This is a genomic window from Azospirillum sp. TSH20, from assembly GCF_003115935.1.
Classification (GTDB): domain Bacteria; phylum Pseudomonadota; class Alphaproteobacteria; order Azospirillales; family Azospirillaceae; genus Azospirillum.
Genome location: NZ_LGQU01000075.1, coordinates 1 through 24,711 on the forward strand (window position 1 = coordinate 1; position 24,711 = coordinate 24,711).

Here is a 24,711-nt window from a genome sequence, read left to right on the forward strand (position 1 = left end):
TGGGTTCGTCGGTTCCGGTCTTCGTGTTCCTGACGCTTCTAGTGTTCGGCGGCTGCGGCGTTCTGACCGGCCAGACGCTGGCGGAGGGCTGGAAGCCGGTGTCGAGCGTGCTGGCCTATTCGCTGCTGCTGGGGGTTGGCGACCGCTTCCTGGCCTGGGGCCTGTTCGGCGAGGAGCTGCTGTCGCCGTGGGGCTTCATCGTTCACACGGTCGTGCTCGGCCTCATCACGCTGACGGCGCATCGCATCGCCATCGCAAGGCGCATGGTCAACCAGTATCCGTGGCTCTATGAGACTGCCGGCCCGTTCGGCTGGCGGGAGCGCAAGCCGGCCCGCGGCTGAGACGCCATGATCCTGGGCCATGATCCTGGGCCATGATCCTGGGGTGTCCTGGTTCCCATGGAGGACCCGGACACCCCAGCATAACGCACAACCAAAAGAACAGAAGCCGGATTAACGATATATCCGGCATGGAAAGGCGCCGTTCCGTCAACGAAACGGCGTCGTCTTCACTTTGGCCGCGCCGGCCCACGACTTTGGGATTGCTGTGTCAATTGGCAACCATCCGAAAGTCAGAGAAGAAGATCATGGCGCAGACCATGACGTTCCGTTACAATACCATTTAAATTTTGCAATTCGTTGACGCTTCGACAGCGAACGCCGGTCATTCCGGCGGCTGATCCGTCATGCCTTGACGGTCGATGCGACGCGAAGGCGGCATGGGAAGGGCAAGAGCATGGCAGTGGACAAGGCGGCCGCATCCCGGCCGCGTCGGTTCTGGAGCGTCGGGCGGAAAGTGACGGCGGCCTTCGTGGCGGCCATCGTCGGCGGCTTCATCGTCATCATGGGGCTGCAGGCCAAGATGCAGTATGACGACGCGGTGCGGCTGGCCACGCACGACGCCCGCGTCAAGACGGACATGCTGGCGAACGCCACCAAGACCAGCTTCATCGCCAGCGACGGCGCCTCCATCGAGACGGAGTTCATGCCGCTGGCCGACAGCCACGAGGTGCAGCTCGCCTCGCTCCGCGCCGCGACCGCGTCGGACACGCTGGCCGACTTCTCCAACCCGCGCTTCGCCAAGTACGACCTGAAGGCCGACAAGGATCTGATCGACGCGGTTCTGGCCGGCAAGGGGGCGCAGACCCGCTCGGCCAGCGGCCACATCGTCGTGACCGTGCCGGTGGTGACCGGCAAGAGCAACCGGCTGGTCGGCGCCCTGCAGATCGCCTGGAGCCTGGACCAGCAGATCGACGCCATCGCCACCCAGATGCGCAACCAGATCGCCATCTGCCTGATCGCGCTGGTGGTGCAGATCGTCCTGTTGAACGTCATGCTCGGCCGCATCGTCATCCGCCCCTTGCGCGCCATGTCGGCGGCGATGGCGAAGCTGGCCGACGGCGACACCGCGGTCGAGGTGCCCGGCAATGGCCGCTCCGACGAAATCGGCGCCATGGCCGGCTCGGTTACCGTCTTCCGCGACAACGCCCGCGCCATCGCCCGCATGCACGCGGCCCAGGCCGAAGCCGACGCCAGGGCGGAGGAAGCCAAGCGCGCAGCATTGCTCGACCTCGCCGACCGCTTCCAGGGCACGGTGAAGCGTCTGGTGGAGGGCATCGCCGAGTCGGCGTCCGGCATGGCCGACAGCGCCGACCGCATGGCGATGGTGGTGGGCGAGGCGTCCAGCCAGACCCGCAACGTCGCCCGCGAATCCGACGACATCCAGTCCAACGTCCGCTCCGCCGCGGCGGCGGCGACCGAACTCGCCAGCTCCATCGGCGGCATCACCGAACAGGTCGGCCATTCCGCCCGCATCGCCGGCGAGGCGGTGTCCCATGCCGACCGCACCAACGCCACCGTCCAGGGCCTGATCGCCAATGCCGAGCGCATCGGTCAGGTGGTCGGGCTGATCCACGCCATCGCCAAGCAGACCAACCTCTTGGCGCTGAACGCGACCATCGAGGCCGCCCGCGCCGGAGAAGCCGGCAAGGGCTTCGCCGTGGTGGCGACCGAGGTGAAGGGGCTGGCCGACCAGACCGCCAAGGCCACCGACGAGATCGCCGCCCAGGTCAACGCCATGCAGTCGGTGACCCGCGAGGCCGCCGACGCCATCGGCGCCATCGGCAGCACCATCACCGAGATCGACGGCATTTCCGGCACCATCACCCAGTCGGTACAGGAACAGAACTCCGCCACCCAGGAGATCGCGCGGGCGGTGGAGATGGCGGCGCTGGGCACCCAGGACGTGTCGGCGACTATCGCCGCCCTGGCCCACACGGCGGAAAGCGCCGGCAGCACGGCACTGGGAGTGCAGGACGCCGCCCGCGGCCTGTCCGGCCAGACCCGTGCGCTGGCCGCGGAGGTGGAGCGCTTCCTGACGGAGGTCCGCCAGCAGGCGACCGGGGATGTGAAGGCAGCGTAAAAAACGCCCTCTCCCGCCCCGGGAGAGGGAGGGGACCCACGGAGTGGGGAGGGTGAGGGGTAGTCCGGGAATCCGCAACCACACCGATTCTCGGTTCACCCCTCACCCTCCCACCGCTTCACGGTGGGCCCCTCCCTCTCCCGGGACGGGAGAGGGGGAAAACTACCTTGCAAACGCAACGTCCGTTACGAGAACGCCTGCAGGCCCGTCTGCGCCCGGCCCAGGATCAGGGCGTGGACGTCGTGGGTGCCTTCGTAGGTGTTCACCGTCTCCAGGTTCACCATGTGGCGGATGACCTGGAACTCCTCGGAGATGCCGTTGCCGCCATGCATGTCGCGGGCGACGCGGGCGATGTCCAGGGCCTTGCCGCAGTTGTTGCGCTTGATCAGCGACACCGCTTCCGGCGACCAGCTGCCGTCGTCCATCATGCGGCCGACGCGCAGGCAGGCCTGCAGGCCAAGCGTGATCTCCGTCATCATGTCGGCCAGCTTCTTCTGCACCAGCTGGGTCTGGGCCAGCGGGCGGCCGAACTGCTTGCGGTCCATCGTGTACTGGCGGGCGGCGTGCCAGCAGAACTCCGCCGCACCCATCACGCCCCAGGCGATGCCGTAGCGCGCCTTGTTCAGGCAGCCGAACGGGCCGCCGAGACCGGACGCGTTGGGCAGCAGGTTCTCTTCGGGGACGAAGGCCTCGTCCAGCACGATCTCGCCGGTGACCGACGAGCGCAGCGACAGCTTGCCCTCGATCTTCGGCGTGGAGAAGCCCTTGGTCCCGCGCTCCACCACGAAGCCCTTGATCTTGTTGTCATGGGCCTCCGACTTCGCCCAGACGACGGCGAGGTCGGCGATGGGCGAGTTGGTGATCCACATCTTAGAGCCCGACAGCAGATAGCCGCCGTCGACCTTGGTGGCGCGGGTCTTCATGCCGTTGGGGTCGGAGCCGTGGTCCGGCTCGGTCAGGCCGAAGCAGCCGATCAGCTCGCCGGTGGCCAGCCGCGGCAGCCACTTCTTCTTCTGCTCCTCGCTGCCATAGGCGTAGATCGGGTGCATGACCAGCGAGGACTGCACCGACATCGCCGAGCGATAGCCGCTGTCCACCCGCTCCACCTCGCGGGCAACCAGACCGTAGGCGACATGGCTGACGCCCGGCCCGCCGTACTCCTCCGGGATGGTCGGGCCCAGCAGGCCCAGCTCGCCCATCTCGGTCATGATCTCGCGGTCGAACCGCTCCTCGCGGAAGGCGGAGATGACGCGCGGCTGCAGCCGGTCCTGGCAGTAGGCGCGGGCGCTGTCGCGCACCAGCTTCTCATCCTCGGTCAGCTGGGCTTCAAGGAGAAAGGCGTCGTCCCACTGGATGCTCTGCACGGTGCGTCTCCTGGTCGTATCGTCTGGGTCGTGTCGTCTGGCGCTTCGCCCGCCGGTCACCGATTGGCCGGTCTTCATTGGGACGCACTGTGCCGCGCCAGCGCCATAGCTGCAAACACATATTTTCTATCATGGCCATACCGTTTCGATATGACCTAAAGGAAACAGTCTCTATGCCGCACGGTTCTACAAAAGTTTTAACGTGAAGCTTACCTTTTCCTATGCAATTTTGCCGGTGGCATCCTTGCCGCCCCGACTTCAACGGACAGCCCGCCCGTGTTTGCTGCATTGCAACCAATAACCGCCCTCGCTGGTTTCCCCCTGTTGCTGGGCCTTGCTTTGCTGACGCTTTTGCACGAAGACGTTGCGATTGCAGCGGGTGCGAGCCTTGTCAGCGTCGGCACCGTCAGCATTGGCGTGACCGCCTTCACGCTACTGTGTGGGATCGTTGCCGGCGACCTGTTCATTTATGTCCTCGGACTATTGTCGCTGCGGGTCACCTGGATCCGGCGGCGGACCGAAGGGCCGATGCTTGAGCGCTGCCGCAACGCATTGCAGAAGAACCTGCTGCCGACGCTGGTGACTTGCCGGCTGGTGCCCGGCGTCTTGTTCCCCACCTATTTCGCCTGCGGCGTGATGCGGGTGCCGTTCCTGCGGTTCGTCGCCATCACCCTGGCGACCGCCGGCGTCCATGTCGGGCTGCTGCTGACGCTGATGACCTCCTCGCTGGAATCGGCGGCGGTGCAGGTGCAGGTGATCGGCATCGGCTGCGCGGCGGCGCTGATGCTCCTGCGCACGCGGCGCGCCCAGGCCATCGCCGGCGCCCTGTTCGCCCGCGTCCGGGCGAAGTTGGAGCCGCATCTGCCCGCCGCCCTGCGCGATGCGCTGCACGGCAGCCCGACCCCGCGCGCCATCGCCCTGCCCGGCCTGCCGGTGGTGCCGGCCGGCGCCCCCACCATCGGCTGGGCGGAGCGCATTCCGCCGCTGCTGTTCTACATCCCGCTGGTGGCGCAGTGGTTCGCGCTCGGCATCCGCCACCGCAGCCTGACCCTGCCGACCGCCGCCAACCCGTCGATCGAGGCCGGCGGCCTGCTGGGCGAATCGAAGATCGCCTGCATGGACCTGATCGGGCCGGCGGCGCGGCGATGGGCCGCGCAATCCGTCGCCCTGGTCAACCGCCCGTCGCTGACCCCGGCCCAGCTGGACTCGCTGGCCTCGGGCGCCGGCCTGTCCTTCCCGCTGGTCGCCAAGCCGGACATCGGCTGGCGCGGCATCGGCGTGCGGCTGGTGCACGACAGCGCCGACCTCCACGCCTATCTCCGCGGCTTCCCGGCCGACGCCCGCCTGATCCTGCAGGAGCATGTGCCTTACGCCGGCGAGGCCGGCATCTTCTACGTCCGCAAGCCGGGGGAGCGGCACGGGCGCATCTTCTCCATGACCTTCCGCTATTACCCGCATGTGGTGGGCGACGGCCGCTCCACCCTGCGCCAGCTGATCGCCGCGGACCCGCGCGCCTCCTGGAAGGCGGAGCTGCATCACGAGGCGCTGGCCGACCGGCTGGACGAGGTGCCGGAGGCGGGCCGCACGGTTCGGCTGTCGCTGGTCGGCAGCAGCCGGGTCGGCGGGCTCTACAAGGATGCCTGCGGCCATGTCACGGCGACGCTGACCGCCCGCTTCGACGAGATCGCCGACGAGATGCCGGGCTTCCATTTCGGCCGCTTCGACGTGCGCTTCGCCTCGGTGGAGCGGCTGGCGGTGGGCGAGGATTTCCGCATCATCGAGGTCAACGGCGCCGGGGCGGAGGCCATCCACATGTGGGATCCGGAATTCCGGCTCGGCGACGCCTACGCCACCCTGTTCCACCAGCAGGCGCTGATGTTCGAGGTCGCCGCCGCCTGCCGGGCGCAGGGGGCCCGGCCGCTGAGCGCGCTGGAGCTGGTCCGCTACCAGCGCCGCCAGCAGAATTTGCTGCCGCTCTATCCCGCCTCCAACTGACGACCACAATTCCTATTCCGGCGCCGCCGGGTCCGCTCAACGCGCCCGCGCCGACAGGACGATGCCGCCGGCGATCATCGCCACGCTGGCCAGCACGCCCGCGCTCAGCGGCTCGTGGTAGAAGATCGCGCTCAACAGCAGGGCCGTGATCGGCACCAGACAGACGATCTGCCCGGCCTGGCTGGCCGGCATCACCGACAGCGCCTTGCCCCACCACCAATAGCAAAGCCCGGTGGCGATCAGGCAGTTGTAGGCGACGACCGCCAGCAGGGAGCCCGACCAGTGGATCGGGTGCCCGGATTCGGTGGACAGCGCCAGCGGCACCATCACCAGCGCGCTGGCGGCGATCTGCCAGAAGGTCTGGGTCCAGAAGGGCGTGCGCCAGACCCGCCGGCGGTACAGGGTCGCCCCCAGCGCCCAGCTGAGCGCGCAGCCGATGAGCAGGCCGTTGCCGATCAGCGCGTTGGCGTCGTTCCAATCCACCAGCACCGGGTTGAAGAAGACGACCACCCCGGCGAAGGTCAGCCCCGCCGACGCGGCGCGCCGCCCGGTGATCCGCTCGCCCAGCAGCAGCAGGCCGAGCGGCAAGGCCCACATCTGCATGGTGTAGGCGAGCACCGACGCCCGCCCCGGCGAGACGAACTGCAGCCCGATGTTGCTCAGCCCCATCATGCCGGCGACCTGCAGCAGGCCGACGACCGCCAGCATCAGCCGCTCGCCGCGTTGGGGCAGCAGGGGAAAGCGCAGGATCGGCGCCAGCGCCGCGACGCTCAGCGCGGTTCCGAACAGCCGCACGGCGCAGAAGGCGAGCGGCCCGATGTCGACCAGCGCCAGCTTCATCAGCGGCCAGTTGGCGCCCCAGAACAAGACGATCCCGGCAAGCTGCGCATAGACCGTCAGGCCCGGTCCGGTTCCGGATTCGGTTCCGGAGGCCAATGGGAGGACCTTTCCGGTATGATGCGAACGCCACCGGCTCCGTGCCACACGACACCTTCCTCGTTTGATTCGACCATGACTCCACCGGACGTCGCCGGCGGATAGAAGCCACCATGACAGGCGGCCTGCGGAATCACTGAGCCGGTTCAGCAGATCGTCACGTCATATCGGCTATGCGTCCCCCCAAGCCGCAGGGCGCGCCGGAGTCGAAAGAGGCGGGATCGGCCGCAGATCGGCGACCGTACGGCCGCCGGCCCTGCGACGGCACGGACTCTCGACCTGCGGTGGCGGACCCGCCTATAGTCGGCGCGTGTTTGACGTGGCAGGGCCGTCCTGCCCCCGGAACGAGAGGTCATGAGCCGTTTGGTTGATGCAGTGCGTGCCCGTCCGGCGGCAGCGGCGAAAGCCGCCCGGACGCAGACCTCCGCCCGCCGTTTCGTCGTCATCGACTGCGAGACCACCGGGCTGTCGCCGGCCGGCGGCGACCGCATGGTCAGCTTCGCCGCGATCGAACTGGCGGAGGCGACGCCGACCGGCCGCTGTCTCAGCCTCATCTTCAATCCGGGCCGCAAGTCGAACCCGCATGCGCTGAGGGTGCACGGGCTGCCGGATCACCTGCTGCGCCATCAGGATCCCTTCCACAGCGTCGCCCAGGACGTTCGCGACTTCCTCGACGGCGCGGTGCTGGTCGGCCACAATGTCGGCTTCGACATCGACTTCCTGCGGCATGAATTCCGGCTCTGCGGCCTTCCCTGGGCACCGGCCCAGTCGGTCTGCACGATGCAATATGCAAGGGGGCAACACGCGCGGGCGCAGGTGGCGGGGCGCGCGTCGCTCGATGCGGTCGCGACCCTGTTCGGCATCGATGTCGGCATCCGGGCGCGTTTCCACGGCGCCTTCGTCGATGCCGAGATCACCAGCCGCCTGTTCCAGAAGATGATCCTCGGCAGCGCCGAGATGCTGGCGGTTCCCCATCTGGCGCCGACCAACCAGATCGATCCGCCGCCGGTGGTCCGGCCATCGGCCGCTCCCATCACGCACGGCGTCGGCGGTCATGCCTTCGCCGTCACCGGCGAACTGACCGGCCTGTCGCGCGACGCGGTGATGGCCCGCATCCTGGCGCTGGGCGGACACTGGCATCCCAGCGTCCGCAAGGACACCGACTATCTCGTCGTCGGCCACGCCCCCGGCGCCACCAAGCTGGACACCGCCGCCGCCCGGCGCGCCAAATATGGCAAGCCCGACATCATCGACGAGGCGCAGTTCTTCGCCATGGTGACGGCGTCCGGCGCCGGAAAGCGCGGCTGACGCCGATCGACACGCGGAAATGCGCTACGCGCCCAGCAGTCCATGGGCCTGCAGGTCGGCGAAACGGCCGGCATGGGCGACGCGGCCGCCGTCCAGGATCAGGATGCGGTCGGCGCCGCGGATGGTCTCCAGCCGGTGGGCGATGACGATCCGGGTGCAGTCGAGCGACGACAAAGTGCGGATGGTCGCCGCCTGGGTGGCGTTGTCCAGCGCGCTGGTCGCCTCGTCCAGGATCAGCACATCGGGCTTGGTCACCAGCGCGCGGGCCAGCAGCAACCGCTGCACCTGCCCGCCCGACAGCGTGCGCGATGCATCGGCGATGGGCGTGCGCACGCCCAGCGGCATCGCCCGGATCTCGTCGGCGATCGCCGACGCCGCCAGCGCGTCCCAGATTTCCGCCTCGGTCGCGTCGCTCAGGCCGCGCACCACGTCGATCAGCGCGCCGGGCGGCAGCTGCGCCCCCTGCAGCACGGTTCCCACACGCCGCCGCAACAGCCCCAGATCGAGCGAGGACAGATCGTTGCCGTCATAGGTGACGCTGCCCACCCGCGGCCGCTCCAGCCCCAGCAAAATCCTGACAAGCGTGGACTTGCCGCAGCCCGACCGGCCGAGGATCGCCACATACTCACCGGCGGCGATGGACAGGTTCAGGTTGGCGAAGACCGGCGTCTCGGCCTGGGCGTAATTGAAGTACAGGCCGCTGACCGCGATCTGCCCGGACAGCCGGCCGGGGTCGATCCGTCCCAGCGCCGGCTCCGGCGCGCAGCGCAGCACCGGATCGGCGAAGGCGCGGGCGGCATAGACCTGATAAAAGGCGCCGAACCCGTCGCCCAGCGCCGCCGCCGCCCCGTTGGCGATCATATAGGCGGTCATCATCGCGACGATGCTGGCGCTGTCGGTCCCGGCGGAATGGAAGACCAGGAACAGCGCCGCCATCGCCAGCACCGGCAGGGCGGAGTTGACCGCCGCCATCCGGCCCTCGATCTCCTGCACCTCCATGCGCTTCTCGCGCATGCCGATGAAGCGCTCCGACCAATGGGTCAGCGCCCAATGCTCGGCGGCGGCCAGACGCAGCTTGGCGATCCCGGTCAGGAACTGCATCGCCAGGGAATCGGCCTGCCCGCTCAGCGCCTCGCCCAGCTTGTAGACCCGCGCCCGCAGCACCGCCGACAGGACCGCCAATCCCAGCTGCACCGCCAGCGCCAGCACCGCCACCACCGCGCCGGCGCCATGGAAGGACGCCATCGCGAAGATGCTGGCCACCAGCACCGCGCCGGTCCCGATGCCGGCGACCGTGAAGCCCTGGGCGGCCAGCGGCAGGGCCATCGCCATCCCCACCCGCGCCGCCATGTCGCCGGCCGAATGCTGGCGCAGCACCGGCATCGGCAGCCGCAGCACCCGGTCCCACAGGCCGGCATGCAGCCCGGCCTCGCGCATGGTCTGCATGCTTTGCCGCGTCACCTCGCCGACCAGTTGGATCACCAGCGTCACCGCGGCGACGCAGCCCAGCAGGATGCCAAGCTCCAGCAGGCCGCCATGGTCGCGCGCCGGCACCAGCGACGAGAAGGCGAATTTCATCCCGAACGGGCTGGCGAGGCCGAGCAGCGCGCCCAGCGCCGCCACCGCCAGGGTCAGCAGCCAGAAGGCCGGCGGGGTACGGACGAACCGCATCAACGACCCGACGGTCTGCGGCCGGTCCGGCAGCGGCTCCACCATGGTCCAGGCCGACGGCGACAGTCCGGCGGCGACCGGCGCGGTGATGCGGACCGGCTTGGCGCCCTCGCCGGCCAGCAGGTCATAGCCGCGCCCCTTCGGCAGCAGCGCCACCGGCCGGCCGTCCAGCGTCGCACCGACCAGCGGACCCAGCGGGCGGCGCCACCAGCCCTCCGTCAGCGTCACCGGCCGCATGTGCTGGCCGGAGGCGCGGGCGATCTCCTCCATCGTCGGCTGGACGTCGAGGTCGCGCTCGCGCAGCAGCGTCGGCCGGCGCAACCGCAGGCGCGGGTTGGTGCGGGCGGCGACCGCGCTCATCGCCGTGAACAGCGGATCGTGATGACCGCCGTCCGCCGGCGCCGGCGGCTTGCGGGCATGGTCGAGCAGGCGCCCAGCCAGATGGACGAAGCGCTCGCCCTCCTCCGCCTCACGTGCGCCGCGCAGCGACAGCCGCCCGGCCTCGTCGGCCTCGGCCAAACCGCGGGCGCCCATCAGCATTTCACCGCAGGCGGCGGTCAGCGCATGGATGCCGGCCAGCGCGGCGGGCAGGTCGCGCGGCAGCGGGCGGCGGCCGAAGACGATGCGCATCGGCCCCGCCGCCTTCAGCCACGCGCGCGGCGGCAGCGGCATGATGCCCTGGATTATCTCCTGCTCCAGCAGCAGGGCGCCGGGGGCGGGCACCGCGCACCACAATCCGGCTTCCTGCACCATCGCAAGCTGCCCGTCGGCCAGCTCGACCGCCGCGCCGCAGCGGGCCTGCCGGTCGATGCGCTCGGGATGCCAGAGGATGGCGGCGATGCCGGAGATCAGGGTGGACGACCACGCCTCCATCCCCGCCAGCAGGGCGTCCGGCTCGATCTCCTCCAGCGGGTCGGCGACGGCCTCCAGCCGCGACCCGGCCGCCGGAACCGCGATCAACTCCTGCATGAAGGCATCGATGCCGACCAGCAGGCTGCCCGCCGGCAGCCGGCCGAGAAACAGGCGGGAGCCAGCGTTGGCGCCCATGGCGGCGACGGCGAAGATGTCGGCCTCGCCCTCTTCCAGGAACCAGACCGATCCTGCCGGTTCCAGCGCCACCGCCGGCTGCTGGAAGGCGATGACGGGAGCGCCGGACACCTCTTGGATGTCGGGTTCCGGCAGGGCGGCTTCGGCTGCGGTCGTCATCTGCGGCTCATCCGGTCAGGCCATGCTCAGCATCAGCGAGGAAAAGGCACCCGCGCGGCGCGCCAACTCGGCCGGCGGACCGGACTCGACGATCTCGCCGCTCTGCATCACCAGCACCCGGTCGCAGTCGCGGATCGCCGTCAGCCGGTGGGCGATCACCAGCATGGTGGATCCCCGGCGGCGCAGGTTGGACAGCAGCTGCGCCTGGGTGTGATCGTCGAGCGCGGCGGTCGCCTCGTCCATCACCAGGATGCGCGGGTTCTGCACCAGGGCGCGCGCCATCTCGATGCGGGCGCGCTGGCCGCCGGACAGGTTGGCCCCGCCTTCGCTGACCGGCGAGGCATAGCCGTCGCGGCGGTCGATGATGATGTCGTGGATCACCGCGTCGCGGGCGGCGGCGAACAGCCGTTCGTCCGACACCGTCGGGTCCCATAGGGCGATGTTGTCGCGCACGCTGCCTTCGAACAGCGTCACGTTCTGGTCGACGACCTGCACGCTCTGGCGCAGCACCCGGCGCGGGATCTCGCGCAGCGGCTTGCCGTCGAGCAGCACCTCGCCCGACCAGGGTTCGTAAAGCCCGGCGGTCAGCAGCGCCAGCGTCGATTTGCCGGAGCCTGAGCCGCCGACCACCCCGACCCGCTCGCCCGGCTCGATGGTCAGCGACAGGCCGCGGATCAGCGGCGGCGCCCGGCGGGAATGGCCGAAGGTCACCTCGCGCAGCTCGATCCGCCCGGTCAGCCGGCGCAGAACGGCGGGGGCCTGCTGCGGCTGCGCCTGCCGGAACTCCTCGGCGATGGGATGCTGCATGGTGTCGTCGAGCAGGCGCAGATAGGAGCGCGCCTCCTGGATGCGGGCGCCGAGCTGGACAAGGCGCGACACCGGCGCCAGGAAGGCCGACATCAGCACCATGAATCCCATCATGGCGCCGATGGTCATGCCGCCTTCCGCGACGATGCCGCCGCCGACGGTGACCACGGCGGCCGACGCCACCCCGCCGACGAAGGCCGGCAGCAGCCGCAGAACGGCGCGGCGCAGCATCAGCGACTGTCGGATGTTCAGCACGCGGGCATGGCGGGCGACCAGCCGCTCGAACAGCAGCCGCTCCGCCCCGGCGGCGCGGTAGGTCTCGATCATGCGCAGCCCCTGCTTGGCGTCGGCGCCCTCCTGCGCCGATTCGTTCAGCAGACGCTGCTGCCCCTCCTCCAGCTGGCGCGACAGCAGGGCCAACGCCAGCGCGAGGCTGGCGGCGGCGGCCACGGCGACCAGCGCCAGCGCCGGCTGGTAGAAGGCCATCGCCGCCAGATAGGTCAGCGCGGTCAGGATGGCGAACAGGCAGCCGCCGATCTCGCCGGCCAGCAGCTCGGCCAGCCGGTCGCTCTGCATGATGCGGTCGGCGACCGCCGCCGGGCCGCGCTGGCCGAAGAAGCCCATCGGCAGCCGCAGCACCCGCTCCATGAAGCCGATGCCGCCCAGCAGCGCCAGCCGGGTCTCCAGCCGGTGCAGAACGCTCTTCTGCAGCCAGGTGAAGGTCAGCGTGACCGCGCCAACCAGCATCATCGCGCCGATCAGCGGGGTCATCCAGTCGGCCAGCCCGCCGACCAGCACGCTGTCCATGAAGATCTGGCGGAAGGCGGGGAACAGCATGCCGGGGATCGCCAGCAAGAGGCTGATCGCGGCGGCGAACCACACCGCCCCCCAGGATTTGCGCAGCCGCCGGGCGAGGCCGCGCAGCGCGCTGGGCGCCGACCCGCCCTTGCGGAACTCCGGCCCCGGCGCCATCAGCAGGGCGATGCCGGTGAACTGGCGGCGGAATTCGGCATCGTCGACGCGGCGCCGGCCGCGCGCCGGGTCGTTCAGATGCCACCAGCGCCCGCGCCGCCCCTCCAGCACCAGGAAATGGTCCATTCCCCAATGCAGGATCATCGGCCCGGCCTGTCCCTGCAGCCCCTCCGGCTCGGTGCGGACGCCGCGGGCCTGCAGCCCCAGCTCGCGGGCGGCCTGGACCAGATTGGCGGCGCGGCTGCCGTCGCGCGAGATGCCGCAGCGCTCGCGCAGATCCTCCAGCGTCAACCAGCGGCCGTAATGGGCGGCGACGATGCCGAGCGCCGCGGCGCCGCATTCCGCCGCCTCGATCTGCAGGATCGACGGGGTGCGCATCTCAGGCCCCGGACGCGGCCGGCGCCCCTGCGGGCGCCACGTCGGTCAGATCCAGCCGGAGCCATTGCTGCAGGATCGGCAGGGCCAGCGCGATCAGCCGGACCTTCTGCACGGTGATCTCCACCGACACCAGCGTGCCGCCATCCATCGAGAATTTCGGCGGATTGCCGGTGGACCAGCGCAGCGCCCCGGCCGGGTCGCGCTCCAGCCGGATCATGATCTCGAAGGGGGTGCGCAGCGTCTTCTGGAATTCGCCGACCAGCGCGTCGTTCTGCAGGGTGCGCAGCATGCCGACGCTGCTGGCGGGGGTGTCGGCCACGCGGTCGACCCGTCCGATCAGGTGCCCATGCTCCTCCTTGCGGACCGATGCCGGCGACACGTCGGCCTCCATGCCATGGCGCAGCTTCTTGCCGTCCTGCGCCCCGACATAGACCAGGGCCACCAGATCGCCCCCCTGGCCGGCCAGCGCGCCGTCTCGCTCGATGCTGACGATCGGCGCCCCGCTCGACACCACCTGCCCGATGTTCGCCTTCGCCTCCACCACGCGGCCGCCATAGGGCGACAGCACCGCGGCATAGCGCTTCAGCCGGTCGCGGGCGGACTCCACCGCGCGCGAGGCGGTCGCCACCCGCTGCTCGGCCGCCAGCATGTCCTTCTCGCGCTGGGTCTGGCGGCGGGCGGCGTCGAGCGTCATGGTCTGCAGCTCGTTGCGCTGAGCCTCCAGGTCGGAGCGGATGGTGAACAGCTCGATCTTGGCGGAGATGGCGCGGTCACGGGTGATCAGTCCGCGTTCGGCGAGTTGGCGGACCAGCTCCTCGCGCTCGCTCATCATGCGCTGGCGTTCCTGCAGCGACGCGATGTTGCCGTTGACCGCCTGCTCGCGCGCCTGCCGCCAGACCTCGTCGGCATGCAGGTCGCGCTCCTGGAAGCGTTGCATGTCGTCGCGGGCGGCGACGGCGTCCTGCAATTCGCCCTCGGCCTCCGCCAGCTTCAGCTTCTGCTCGCTCTGGTCGACCAGCGCGACGACGTCGCCGGGGTGGATCAGGTCGCCCGGCTTGAAGCGGATGTCGTTGATCCGGCCGCTCGATTCCGACACCACGTCGATGACGCCGCCCGGACTGACCAGGATGCCCTGCCCGGTGATCTTGATCGGCACGTCGGTGAAGGACGCCCACACGACGACGCCGACGACCAGCAGGGCCAGCGTGACGCAGAAGGCCAGCACCGGCGGCCGCACCACCTCCAGGGCATCGTCCACCTGCGACACGGAGGTGGCGGCCTCCGCGGCCTCGGCCCGGAAGCCGGCCTTGCCGGTATTGCCGCCGGAAGCGGCCGGACCGCCGCCGCCGGCCGGCGCAGATGCCGCCACCGGCCGATCCGCCGGCCGTTCAGTCGTCGCGCTGTCGCTCATGCCGCCGATCCGCCCGGCATCACCACTTCTTCATCTTCTTCTTGATGGAGTTGGTGACGCTCTTCGCGGTGTTCGACACGCTGTTGACGGTGCTCTGCGCCGTGCTGGACACGTCGTGAACGGCCGACTGCGCGGTATTGCTGACCGTGCTGGCGGTGTTCTGCGCCGTGTTGGCGACGATGTGCGCCGCATCGGTCACCGCCGGGGCCGCGGTGGTCGCGACCGACTGCGCGGTGTTGGCGACCGTGTGGGCGGCGTCGGTGACGGCCGGCGTGGCCGCGGTCACCGCCTGGGCGCCGGCATGTTCGAGCGGGGCGGTGTTGACCGTGACCTCCTGGCCCACCGTGACGCCGCCGATGCCGATCGCCGCCGTGGCGCCGAGCCCGAGCGTGACATGGCCGTCGGAATAGCCCGCCGTGACCTCGGTACCGGCACCGACCGATCCCGAATCGATGACGCCGACCGTGGTGGTGCTGCTGACGTCGTTGTTGCCGGCGGTGACCGAAGCCGTCACCTCGACGTAATTGCCGGCATAGGTGCTGACGTCGCCATGGACGCCGCTCGCCCCGATGGAGCCGCTGACCTCGGCGCCGGCACCGACCGCGATGGTCTGGGTGACCGAGCCCTCCACCGTCACGCCATGGCCGACATTGCCGCCGACCGTGGTTTCCGTGGTCACCGAAACGCCGACCGAGCCGGATGCCGAGGCTTCCACCCCGGTGTAGGACACCGAGACGCTGGCGCTGCCGCTGGCGCCGGCCTCATAGCTGATGGTCTGGGTGACCGGCCCGTTGGTCACCGTCACGCTGCCGTGGCTGCCGGCAAAGCCGTCCGCCGTCGCGGTGACGCCGCCCGACCCGACGGTGACGCCGGCCGACCCGCTGGCGCCGGCCCCGACCTCGGTGGTCACGGTGGCGCCGCCGATGTCGTGGCTGGAGGAGGTGGAAACGCCGACGCTGCCCGAAGCGCTGGCGACCTCGACCCCGACGCTGACGCTGACCCCGTTCTCATCCTCCTGCGCATGACCGGACTGGGCGTTGGTCGAGCCGGTTCCGCCCACCACCACCAGAAGCTCGTCATCGGAAATGTCGACCATCGCCGCCTGCGTCTTGCTCATGCCTGCAATCCCTGGTTATTGGATGATCGGAAGTCATTCGCCCCGGCTTTCACCGCCGCCGGGATTTGCGCAAGGTTTGCGCCAAATCTTTTGTATGAGGACTAACCGTTCTAGGTAATCCCATGTTTATGGGAGAGCTGGAGAAACCGGGATTTTCGCAAGTTATGGTGGCGCCTGACAGCTGCCTGCTCTATCGGATGCTTTAAAAGCCCGGCAGACGGAATGGCAGATCGATGACGATCCGGGTTCCCTCCGGACCGGTGACCAGGGTCAGGTCGGCGCCCAGCGACGCCGCGCGCTGGCGCATGTTGTTCAGCCCCTTGCCGGGCCTTGCGGCGGCGATTCCGTCCGGAATGCCGCGGCCTTCGTCCCCGACGACGATGCGGACCGCGAACCGTCCCTTGTCGTCCGTCACACCCGTGGCGGCACCGTCCGGCGCCGGCGCCATGACGATGCTGACCCGGCGGCAGCCGGAATGGCGCACCGCGTTGGTCACGGCCTCCTGCAGGATTCGGAACAGCGTCAGGGCATGTTCCGACCTGAGTCCCTCGATGTCGGGCAACGGCGCCATCTGCCAGTCGAGTTCCATCCCCTGGGCCTGAAGCTGGGGACCGATGCGCTCGTGGAACTGCGCCAGCATCATGCCCAGGTCGTTGCCGACATCGTCCAGCGACGCCACGACCAGCCGCAGATCGTCCAGCGCCTGCCGGGCCGCCGCAGAAATGCGGCGGTAATCATGCTGCGGCAGCTCGCACTGGGCGACGATCGACACCAGCTGCCCGGCCAGCCCGTCATGCAGATCGCGGGTCAGGCGCAGCCGTTCGCTTTCCAGCGCGACGGCGCGGGTCTGCGCCTGTTCGCGGGCGAAACTGGCCCGCAGCTCGGCCTCCGCCGTCGCCACCTCGCGCCGCAGGATGTCGTTGAACCGGCTGACCTCGCCCAGCGCCTTGGCGAACCGCCACATCAGCGTCGCGCTGATCACCGTCATCAGCAGCGGCGCCATGTAGCGGGTCATCGACGGCACCCGCAGGTCCAGTACGCCGGTCACCGCCAGGATGTCGTGGCCGGCCATCATCACGATGACGATCAGGCCGCCAAGCACGAGCTGGGCGGCGGCATGGTTCCGCCGGATCGCCGCCGACAGCACGATCCAGCCCGACCAGCCCAGCATCGCCACCGCCCAGGGGATCACAAGGACGAGCCACAGCCACGCGAACCACGGCTGCAGCGTTGGCGGGTCGACTGCCGCGAGCAGGAACGCGCCGGCGACCACCGCCGGGATCACCAGCAGCCAGCGCAGCGGAACCGCCAGTTCGCGCCCGACCAGACGCGACATCACGAAGGGCAGCAGCGCCCCCTGCCACTGGCCGGCGAAATTGAGGACACGATACAGCCGCTCCAGGCCGTTCGGCTCGGTGCCGAACATCGGCAGGCCCTGGAGCACGCCCAAGCCCAGGATCAGGCTCATCACCAGATGGATCGGCTCGTCGCGATGGCCGGCCCACACGATCAGCAGCGACAGGCACAAGGCCGCCTGCCACGCCACCAGCAGGCGCGGCAGCGTGACCATCATCCATTCTCGCTGGCTGTAGGCGGGGCGAAGCAGACGATCCGGGCCGACCACCACCGTGTCGAGAAAGCCACCGGACTGACTCCAGGCCGCGATGCGGATGTCGATCCGATTCTCGCCATCCCTCAACAGCGGCCGGGGGATCGGCTGGATCAGCGGCAGCGACTGGTTGACGACCACGTCGGACTGGATGGTCACGCTGTCGACCAGCAGCGCCCCGTTCAGCCACAGCGTCGCGTGCCCGGACAGGATCGGCACGTAGATCGACCAGCGGCCCTCGTCGCGGCCCTCGCCGGCGGGATCGTAATGGAAAGTCAGGCGGAACAGGCCGGAACAGCCGACCGGATCGGGAACCGCCTTGCAGCGGTAAGGCAGCGGAACGGCGGCGGCCCCCGGCGGCATCGTCTCGGGCGGCGGAGTTTCCATGGCCTGGTCCATGGCCACCGGGGCGAAGGTCGCCTCGGCGACGGCCAATCCGCCGTCCGGCATCTCCGGGGTCGCCGTCACCAGCCCGAGACCGAAAATCGCGGCCAACCCGTAATACAGAAGCAGCAGCGGGCCGCGGCCTCTCAACCAAGCCCGCAGGCGCCGCGGCAGGGACGGACCGGACGCCGGCAACCCGGCGATGTGTTGGCTCAAGTGCGTCAGTCCGACAGCTTGATGATTCTCCGCTCCACCGCAGTGTAGACCGCTTCGCTTCGGGAATTAACCTCAAGCTTGCGGTAGATGTTCTTGATGTGGCTGGGGACCGTCTGCCGGCTGATGCCCAGCCGGGCCGCGATGTCGTTGTAGGTGAAGCCCTTGGCGATGCCCCACAGGATGTCCATCTCGCGCGGGGTCAGGGCGGGCGGCGCCTCCTCCGCCAGGGCGGGCGACGCGGACTGGGTCTGCCGGATGATGTGGCGGGCGATGGAGGCGGAAATCGGCGACCGGCCGTTGGTCAGGTCGTGGACCGCCGCGATCAGGTCGATCGGCCGCGCGTCCTTCAGGATGTAGCCGGAGGCGCCGGCCCGCACCGCCTGCATCACCGACGGCTCGTCGCCCAGCACGGAGATCACCATGATCTCCGTTTCCGGCATGCGTTGCCGCACCTCGCGGATCAGATCGCTGCCATGGCCGTCGGGCAGCTTCAGGTCGGTCACCAGCACGCGCGGACGGCTGCGCTCCAGCGCCGCGCGCGCGTCCGCCAGCGTTCCGACCGAAGCCTGCAGACGGATCCCCTCGCCCGCGGCCAGCGATGCGGCCAGGAAATCACGGGTCGGCGCGTCGTCCTCCACGAGGACCACGGAGATGACGCCGCCGGTTCCGGCGGCCGATCGTGCCTGATCCACTGTGACGACCCCATGCGGACTGTCGGATCGAATCTTCTATTCGGAATTCATCATAGCGGGCCACGGCTGCAAATCGCCATACCATGAAAACGGGATGCCTTCCCCGGTATGCAGTCTGCCACCATGCACCGCACCGCCGCCACGACGACCGCATCGGGACCGCCCCAAAATGCCCACGCCGCCCTGCCCCCTTGCCGCTTCGCGTTCCGACAGCGAACCGCCCGCAGACGCGCTGGAGGACTGGCGCCGCATCGTCGGGCCGGAGCATGTCCGAACCGCGGAGGCCGAGCGCCTGGATTGGGGCCGGCGCACCTTCGCGCCGGATGTCCGGGTCTCGGCCGTCGTCAGTCCGGGCGATGCCGACCAGACCGCCGCCTGCCTCGCCGTCGCCACCCGGCACCGCCTGCCGGTCCATCCGGTCAGCCGCGGCGCCAACTGGGGGCTGGGGTCGCGGGCGCCGACGCGGGACGGGGCGGTGGTGCTCGATCTCCGGCGGCTCGACCGCATCTCCGGCTTCGATGGCGAGCGCGGGCTGGTGCGGGTCGAGGCCGGAGTGACCTTCCAGGCGCTGGCCGCCTTCCTGGCGGAGCGGACCGACCGCTTCTTCGTCCCCGTCATCGGCGGCCCGGCGGAGGCCAGCGCCCTTGCCAACGCGCTTGACCGCGGCGACGGCAGCATGGGCGAGCGCTGGACCTCGCTGTGCGAACTGGAGGTCGCCCTGCCGGACGGCCGGCGGCTGCGGACCGGCTGCGGGCCGCTCGGGGCGGAGCGGACGGTCGGGCTGGACCCGGCGCCGGCCGGGCCGCTGATCGACGGGCTGTTCAGCCAGTCGAACCTAGGGGTGGTGACAAGCGCCGTCATCCGGCTGGAGGCGATGCCCAGCGACCTCGCCATCCTGTCGGTGGACATCGGCGGCCTCGATGCCCTGCCCGCCTTCCTGGAACTGTGGCGCGACTGCCAACGCGAGCAATCCCTGCCCGACCGGTCGCTGACCCTGTGGAACGGCATCAAATGGCTGGCGCTGGACGATGTCCGCGCTTCCGTCCCGACCGACCGGCTCGCCCCGGCGGCCTTGAACGAGTGGCACGCCTCCGCCCTGATCCGCGCGGAGGCGCCGGAGGTGCTGGAGGCCCGCGCCGACCGCCTGTCCCGGCGCTTCGCCGCGGTGTCCCAAGCGGTGGAACTGGACGTCGCCCGGCGGGACGGCGCCTGGATCGAGGGATACGAGGATTGGCTGGGCGTGCCGGGCGGCCGCAACCTGCGAACGGTCTATTGGCGCAAGGATCGGCACCCCGACCTCGCAACAGCCGATCCCGACCGCGACGGCTGCGGCCTGATCTGGCTCTGCCTCGCCTTCCCCTTCGAGTTCCAGGCGCTGGCCGATTACCTGACCTGGGCGCGCGGCCGGCTGGAACAGGCCGGGATCGACCTCAATGTCGGGATCGAGTCCAACGGCTTCCGCTGCCTGCTGACCTATTTCACGCTGGGATTCGACCGGATGATGCCGGGGGCTGATGAGGCCGCCCTCGCCGCGTACCGGGATCTGATCGGAACGGCGCTGGAACGGGGCTTCGCGCCCTACCGGCTGGCGAACGGCCTGCCGGTGCCCGAGGTCCTGCGCCGATCACCCGCCGCCACCTTGCTGACGGAGCTGCGCGCGGTGGGCGACCCGGCCGGCGTTCTGTCGCCGGGCCGCAACGGCATCGGCTAGCAGGCGGAGAGCCGGCCGGTCAGGAGGGCCACTGCCGCCACAGCTTGGCCGCGCAGACGGCCAGCGGCACCGACAGGGTCGCCCAGCACAGCCAGTCCCACACCCCGTCGCCCAGGATGGCGGCGGCCAGCCCGATGACGGAGAGCACGGCCAGCGCGGTCGGAATGCGCCAGACGCCGGTCATGCCTTGCTCCCCAGCTTGGCGCCGGGTGCAGCCGGCACCGCCCGCGCCCGCGGCCGTTTCAGCCAGACGATGAAGCCGGTCACCGTCACCACGCCGGTGACGATGGTGAACAGCGCCCAGACGATCTGCAGCGGCAGCCCGCCGTAATCGCCGAAATGGAACGGCCCCGACAGCATCAGCACCGTCATGTACCAGGGCGTGCCCGCCGTTTCCGCCACCACGCCGGTCTCGGCATCGACGAGAGCGACACTGAGCAGCCGCTGCGTCAGTTCGGTGTGGCCGCGCACCAGCACGCTGAAATGGCGGCTGCCGGCATATTCGTTGCCGGGATAGGCGATGAAGGCCAGATCCTTGCCGGGAAAGGCCGCCAGCCCGGCTTCGGCCACCCGGTCGATCGACACCATGCTTCCGGTCATCGGCTCCGGATGGCGGGCGGTCATCGCCGCCAGCTCGGTCTTCTGCCAATAGCCGGTGATCAGCGGCGAAAAGGACAGGATGGCGCCGGTCAGCCCGACGACGAAGGCCCAGACCAGGGTCGCCACGCCGAACAGATTGTGCAGGTCGATGTTGCCGATGCGCGTCCCCCGCCCGAAGCGCAGGATGCCGAAGGCCAGCTTCTTCATGAAGGGGCCGTAGACGACCAGTCCGCTGACCGTGCTGACCACGAACAGCAGCCCCATCACCCCGACGAACATCTGCCCGGCGAAGCCGGTGAACAGGTCGACATGCAGCTTCAACAGGAAGCCGACCAGCGTCTCCTCCGGCTGCTTCAGCATCTGGTTGGCGCCGGTGAAGCCGTTCAGCACCACCCAGCGCCCCAACTCGAACCCACTCTCCTCCGGCGGTCCCAGATAGATGTAGTTGACCGCCTTGTCCTCCGCATCGAAGGACAGCAGCTTGGGCGCCAGCGCCGGATCGGCCTTCTGCGCGATGTCAACCAGCGACTGGAGCGGCAGGCGGGCCTGCCCCTCCGTGTAGCTGCTGTCCAGCTCCTCCCCCATCAGATGCTGGATCTCGTGGTGGAACACCAGGATCAGCCCGGTCACGCAGAGGATCAGCAGGTTCGCCGAACAGATCAGGCTGGTCCAGCGGTGGACGAGGCGCCAGCCCCGCAGGCTCGCAGGCGTCATGACGGCTTCCTTTGCCAATGGGGAAGGGGAAGGATCGGCACGGACACTTACCAGCGGTAGCGCAGACCGGCGGTCACCGTCCGCTGATAGCCATAGGCGCACCACTCGCCGTAATAGCAGGAGGCGACATATTCCTTGTTGAACAGGTTCTTGCCGTTGACGGTGACCTCCGCCCCCTGCAGCTTCGGCGACAGGGCGCCCAGGTCGTAGGACACGGTGGCGTCCACCAGCGTGAAGGACGGCACCTTGAAGGTATTCGCCGTGTTCATGGTGCTGCCGGTGAAGCGCACGCCGGCGCCGACGCCGAGCCCGGTCAGCGGGGTGCCTTCCGGCATGTGGTACATGGCCCAGGCCGACGCCTGATGGCGCGGCACCGCGGCCAGACGCTTGCCCTCCAGTCCGTCATTGTCCTTGGTGTATTTGGTGTCGAGGTAGGTGTAGGTGCCGATCAGCTCGAGGTCCTTGGTCACGCCGACCTTGGCCTCCAGCTCGATGCCGCGCGACCGCGCCTCGCCGCTCTGGACGGAGAAGCCGGGGTGGGCGGGATCGCTGGTCGTCAGGTTGCTGCGGGTCAGGTCGAAAAGGGCCGCGGTGAACAGGCTGTTCATGCCCGGCGGCTGGTACTTCACGCCGACCTCGTACTGGGTTCCCTCCTCCGGCTTGAAGGGCGTGCCTGCGAAATCGACGCCGCTGCTGGGCGTGAAGGACTCGGCGTAGCTGATGTAAGGCGCGATGCCGTTCTCGAAGACATAGGTCAGGCCGGCGCGGCCGGTCCAGGCCTGATCGGACTGGGTGCTGCTGCCGAAGGCCGTGTTGGAGGTGGTCTTTGCCCAGTCGCGGCGTCCGGCCACCGTCAGGATGAAGCCGCCGAGCCGCATCTGGTCCTGCAGATAGATGCCGGTCTGGCGCCCGTCGATGTCGGTGCGGTTGACCGCCGGCGGGGTGACGGCGACGCCATAGACCGGGTTGAACACGTCGATCGACGGCGCCAGCCCGAAGCCGGCGGTGTAATGGCCGTCGAGCCGCTGGTAATCGACGCCGGCCAGCAGTGTGTGGCCGATCGGACCGGTGGAGAAGCGCCCTTCGATCTGGTTGTCGAAGGTGTAGCTGTTCATCTCCTCCCGCGAGGTGGCGATGCCGCGATAGAGGGTGCGGTAGTCGGGCGCGAGGCCGTTGGCGTACAGGCTGTCGTAGGCGACCTTGGCGTTCAGCCAGCGCCCGTTCAGCCGCACGGTCCAGACGTCGCTCAGCTTCTTGTCGAAGGCATAGCCGACCGAGGCCTGACGGCGGTCGAACTTCTCGAAATTCGGATCGCCGTCATAGAAATCGACCGGGATCCTGCCCAGCGGATTCGACAGCACCGTGCCCTGCGGCGGGATGCCGCCATAGGAATTGCCCTTCGGATCGTGCTGATAGAAGCCCAGCAGGGTCAGGCTGGTCTCGGCATCCGGCTTCCAGGTGAAGGACGGGGCGACGGCGATGCGCTCGTTCTCCGTCATCCGGATCTGGCCGTCCTCGCTGAGGCCGACGGCGGTCAGGCGGTAGAGGAACTTGCCGTCCTTGTCGATCGGGCCGGAGAAGTCGGCGGTGCCGCGCCAATGATTGTCGGTGCCGTATTCGATCCCGACCTCGTTCAGCGCGGTGGCGGTCGGACGCTTGGAAACCTGATTGATCAGGCCGCCGGCCGGCGACTGCCCGTACAGCACGGAGGTCGGGCCCTTCAGCACCTCCGCCCGCTCCAGCAGATAGGGGTCGACCTGCGACGCCGCGTAGTAGAGCGACTGCAGCTTCAGCCCGTTCAGATAGGTGTCGGCGTCGAAGCCGCGGACCTTGAGCTGGTCATAGCGGGTCGCCACCGCGCCGCGCGTCTCCGCCGTCACGCCGGCGGTGTAGCGCACCACCTGATTCAGCGTCTGGGCGTTCTGGTCGCGGATCTGGTCGGCCGGAATGACCGAGATCGACTGCGGCGTCTCGATCAGCGGCGTGTCGGTCTTGGTGCCGGTCGCCTGCTGGTTGGCGACATAGCCGGTCACCGGCGACAGCGCCGTTTCCCCCTGCCCGGTCACCGTCACCGCCGGCATCTGCAGCGCGGCGCCATTGTCGGCGCTCTGTCCGCCCGCGCTTTGCGCCCCCGCCACCGCCGGCACCATCAGACCGCCCAGCACCATGGCGCCGAACGCCGCCCCACGCGACACCCGGCCGCCCTCAACCCGTTTCTTCACTTGCTTGCCCCCAGCACGAATAAGAATCATTCGCAGTTGAGAGCCCTCATAATGCAACTCATTCTCAAATTCAACGCCTATTCGCGTATGTGGCGCGACAATCGCATTCAACTCCTTTCCCCGGCCGGGGCTGTTGTCGTATCGCTTGCGGATTCTCCCACCAATCGGAAAACAGGCGTGCTATCCGGCGTTCACGCCAACAGTCCTACATGCGCGGGGAGGCTAAGGTGTCCGCCGAGCAGCTGCCCAGCGACTGAAGACTTTTCATTGATCGAGTTGCGCTCGGACCTTTGCGCCACCTGGCAAGGGCAAGCCGGGTGTGCAAAGGTCCGGAGGAAGCCCTGTCAAAACCCCGTCAGCTGATCAGAATGGGCGGCGGTGTGTAGCCGGGTGCGCGCAGGAAATACTCGGTCGGCGTCTTCTCTTGACCGCTGGCGTGGCGCGTGTGCACGGTCTTCGCCTGATTGTCGGCGATCCTCATCTCGTCAGCGCCGATTTTAGAGACGCCGACGACAAGATAAATGTGGTCCGCCCCCGGAGGGGTTGGATCCAGGTCGTAGGTTACGCCAATGTCGCCCGCCTGCTGCTGCCCGACGGCGATACGCTCCCAACCGCGTTCCTTGATAATTGTTGCAAGATGCCCTGCTCCCAGCGTCATCGGAACGGCAATGCCAGCGCCTTGCAGCAGCGCGCTCAGGTTGGCGGCACAACCGTTCGTCGGAAAACCGGGAAGATGCTTTCTTGCCTCGGCTTGTGCCTTTGCCAACTCGGTAGGTGAATTGCCATGTTTGATGAGCGTCGGGATACAATCCTTGTCCATGATGTCCTCCATCGGAGTGCGGCGGAGCGACAAACCGCCGATCGAACCGCCGATCGGAATGGACGACGCACCACCATCAGAGGATCATGACCCCGATAACAACCGAATTTAAATGACAAATCATCTGTTTCTCCCCTTATGCGAGTATTACGTTTCC

17 protein-coding genes are annotated in these 24,711 nt (G+C 69.0%); 5 read left to right on the forward strand and 12 right to left on the reverse strand.

All coding sequences use genetic code 11. From position 1 onward, the window contains the following. Window positions 1-341: DUF6867 family protein (locus TSH20_RS20355; RefSeq protein WP_109076412.1), on the forward strand; the 341-nt coding region annotated here is incomplete at its 5' end. 394 nt (window positions 342-735) lie between these two features. Continuing rightward, entirely contained in the window at window positions 736-2,421 is a 1,686-nt protein-coding gene (locus tag TSH20_RS20360; RefSeq protein ID WP_109076413.1) for a HAMP domain-containing methyl-accepting chemotaxis protein, read from the forward strand. 185 nt (window positions 2,422-2,606) lie between these two features. Here TSH20_RS20360 and TSH20_RS20365 read toward each other — a convergent pair whose 3' ends face one another. Continuing rightward, complete coding sequence (locus TSH20_RS20365) at window positions 2,607-3,785, reverse strand: acyl-CoA dehydrogenase (RefSeq protein ID WP_109076414.1); 1,179 nt, start codon at window positions 3,783-3,785, stop codon at window positions 2,607-2,609. A 351-nt stretch (window positions 3,786-4,136) separates the two neighbouring features. Between TSH20_RS20365 and TSH20_RS20375 the strand changes: the two genes are divergently transcribed. After that, complete coding sequence (locus TSH20_RS20375; protein ID WP_247874494.1) at window positions 4,137-5,780, forward strand: VTT domain-containing protein; 1,644 nt, start codon at window positions 4,137-4,139, stop codon at window positions 5,778-5,780. Between the two features lie 36 nt (window positions 5,781-5,816). Here the strand turns inward: TSH20_RS20375 and TSH20_RS20380 are convergent, their stop codons facing one another. Then, entirely contained in the window at window positions 5,817-6,716 is a 900-nt protein-coding gene (locus TSH20_RS20380) for a DMT family transporter (RefSeq protein WP_109076416.1), read from the reverse strand. Window positions 6,717-7,070: 354 nt separating this feature from the next. Between TSH20_RS20380 and TSH20_RS20385 the strand changes: the two genes are divergently transcribed. Beyond that, window positions 7,071-8,024: an exonuclease domain-containing protein gene (locus tag TSH20_RS20385; protein WP_109076417.1), complete on the forward strand. Its 954-nt coding sequence runs from the start codon at window positions 7,071-7,073 to the stop codon at window positions 8,022-8,024. A gap of 24 nt (window positions 8,025-8,048) precedes the next feature. Here TSH20_RS20385 and TSH20_RS20390 read toward each other — a convergent pair whose 3' ends face one another. The 6 genes from TSH20_RS20390 to TSH20_RS20415 all read right to left on the reverse strand — a co-directional run bounded on the left by TSH20_RS20390 (window position 8,049) and on the right by TSH20_RS20415 (window position 18,487). Next, window positions 8,049-10,901, reverse strand: coding sequence for an ATP-binding cassette domain-containing protein (locus tag TSH20_RS20390; protein WP_109076418.1), 2,853 nt, complete (start codon window positions 10,899-10,901; stop codon window positions 8,049-8,051). A 15-nt stretch (window positions 10,902-10,916) separates the two neighbouring features. Further along, the gene (locus tag TSH20_RS20395; RefSeq protein ID WP_109076419.1) at window positions 10,917-13,058 is read right to left on the reverse strand and encodes an NHLP family bacteriocin export ABC transporter peptidase/permease/ATPase subunit; all 2,142 of its coding nucleotides are present in this window, start codon (window positions 13,056-13,058) and stop codon (window positions 10,917-10,919) included. A 1-nt stretch (window position 13,059) separates the two neighbouring features. Continuing rightward, window positions 13,060-14,469 carry an NHLP bacteriocin system secretion protein gene (locus TSH20_RS20400; RefSeq protein WP_109076420.1) on the reverse strand — a complete coding sequence of 470 codons (1,410 nt, stop codon included), beginning with the start codon at window positions 14,467-14,469 and terminating at the stop codon, window positions 13,060-13,062. A 19-nt stretch (window positions 14,470-14,488) separates the two neighbouring features. Further along, entirely contained in the window at window positions 14,489-15,586 is a 1,098-nt protein-coding gene (locus TSH20_RS20405) for a hypothetical protein (RefSeq protein WP_109076421.1), read from the reverse strand. Between the two features lie 202 nt (window positions 15,587-15,788). Continuing rightward, window positions 15,789-17,795 carry an ATP-binding protein gene (locus TSH20_RS20410; RefSeq protein ID WP_109076422.1) on the reverse strand — a complete coding sequence of 669 codons (2,007 nt, stop codon included), beginning with the start codon at window positions 17,793-17,795 and terminating at the stop codon, window positions 15,789-15,791. A gap of 5 nt (window positions 17,796-17,800) precedes the next feature. Next, on the reverse strand, window positions 17,801-18,487 hold the full coding sequence (locus TSH20_RS20415; RefSeq protein WP_109076423.1) for a response regulator transcription factor: 687 nt from the start codon (window positions 18,485-18,487) through the stop codon (window positions 17,801-17,803). Window positions 18,488-18,656: 169 nt separating this feature from the next. Here TSH20_RS20415 and TSH20_RS20420 point away from each other — a divergent pair, with 169 nt between their 5' ends. Beyond that, complete coding sequence (locus TSH20_RS20420; protein WP_158282033.1) at window positions 18,657-20,198, forward strand: FAD-binding oxidoreductase; 1,542 nt, start codon at window positions 18,657-18,659, stop codon at window positions 20,196-20,198. 19 nt (window positions 20,199-20,217) lie between these two features. On the opposite strand, the gene TSH20_RS35330 is transcribed toward TSH20_RS20420, so the two are convergent. From TSH20_RS35330 to TSH20_RS20435, 4 genes are all read right to left on the reverse strand, one after another. Continuing rightward, the gene (locus TSH20_RS35330) at window positions 20,218-20,382 is read right to left on the reverse strand and encodes a hypothetical protein (RefSeq protein ID WP_199231901.1); all 165 of its coding nucleotides are present in this window, start codon (window positions 20,380-20,382) and stop codon (window positions 20,218-20,220) included. Continuing rightward, complete coding sequence (locus TSH20_RS20425) at window positions 20,379-21,512, reverse strand: PepSY-associated TM helix domain-containing protein (protein ID WP_109076425.1); 1,134 nt, start codon at window positions 21,510-21,512, stop codon at window positions 20,379-20,381. The genes TSH20_RS35330 and TSH20_RS20425 overlap by 4 nt, the downstream gene beginning before the upstream one ends. Before the next feature lie 47 nt (window positions 21,513-21,559). Beyond that, window positions 21,560-23,734, reverse strand: coding sequence for a TonB-dependent siderophore receptor (locus tag TSH20_RS20430; protein ID WP_247871195.1), 2,175 nt, complete (start codon window positions 23,732-23,734; stop codon window positions 21,560-21,562). 355 nt (window positions 23,735-24,089) lie between these two features. Next, entirely contained in the window at window positions 24,090-24,554 is a 465-nt protein-coding gene (locus TSH20_RS20435) for a hypothetical protein (protein WP_146205339.1), read from the reverse strand. Between the last annotated feature and the right edge of the window lie 157 nt (window positions 24,555-24,711).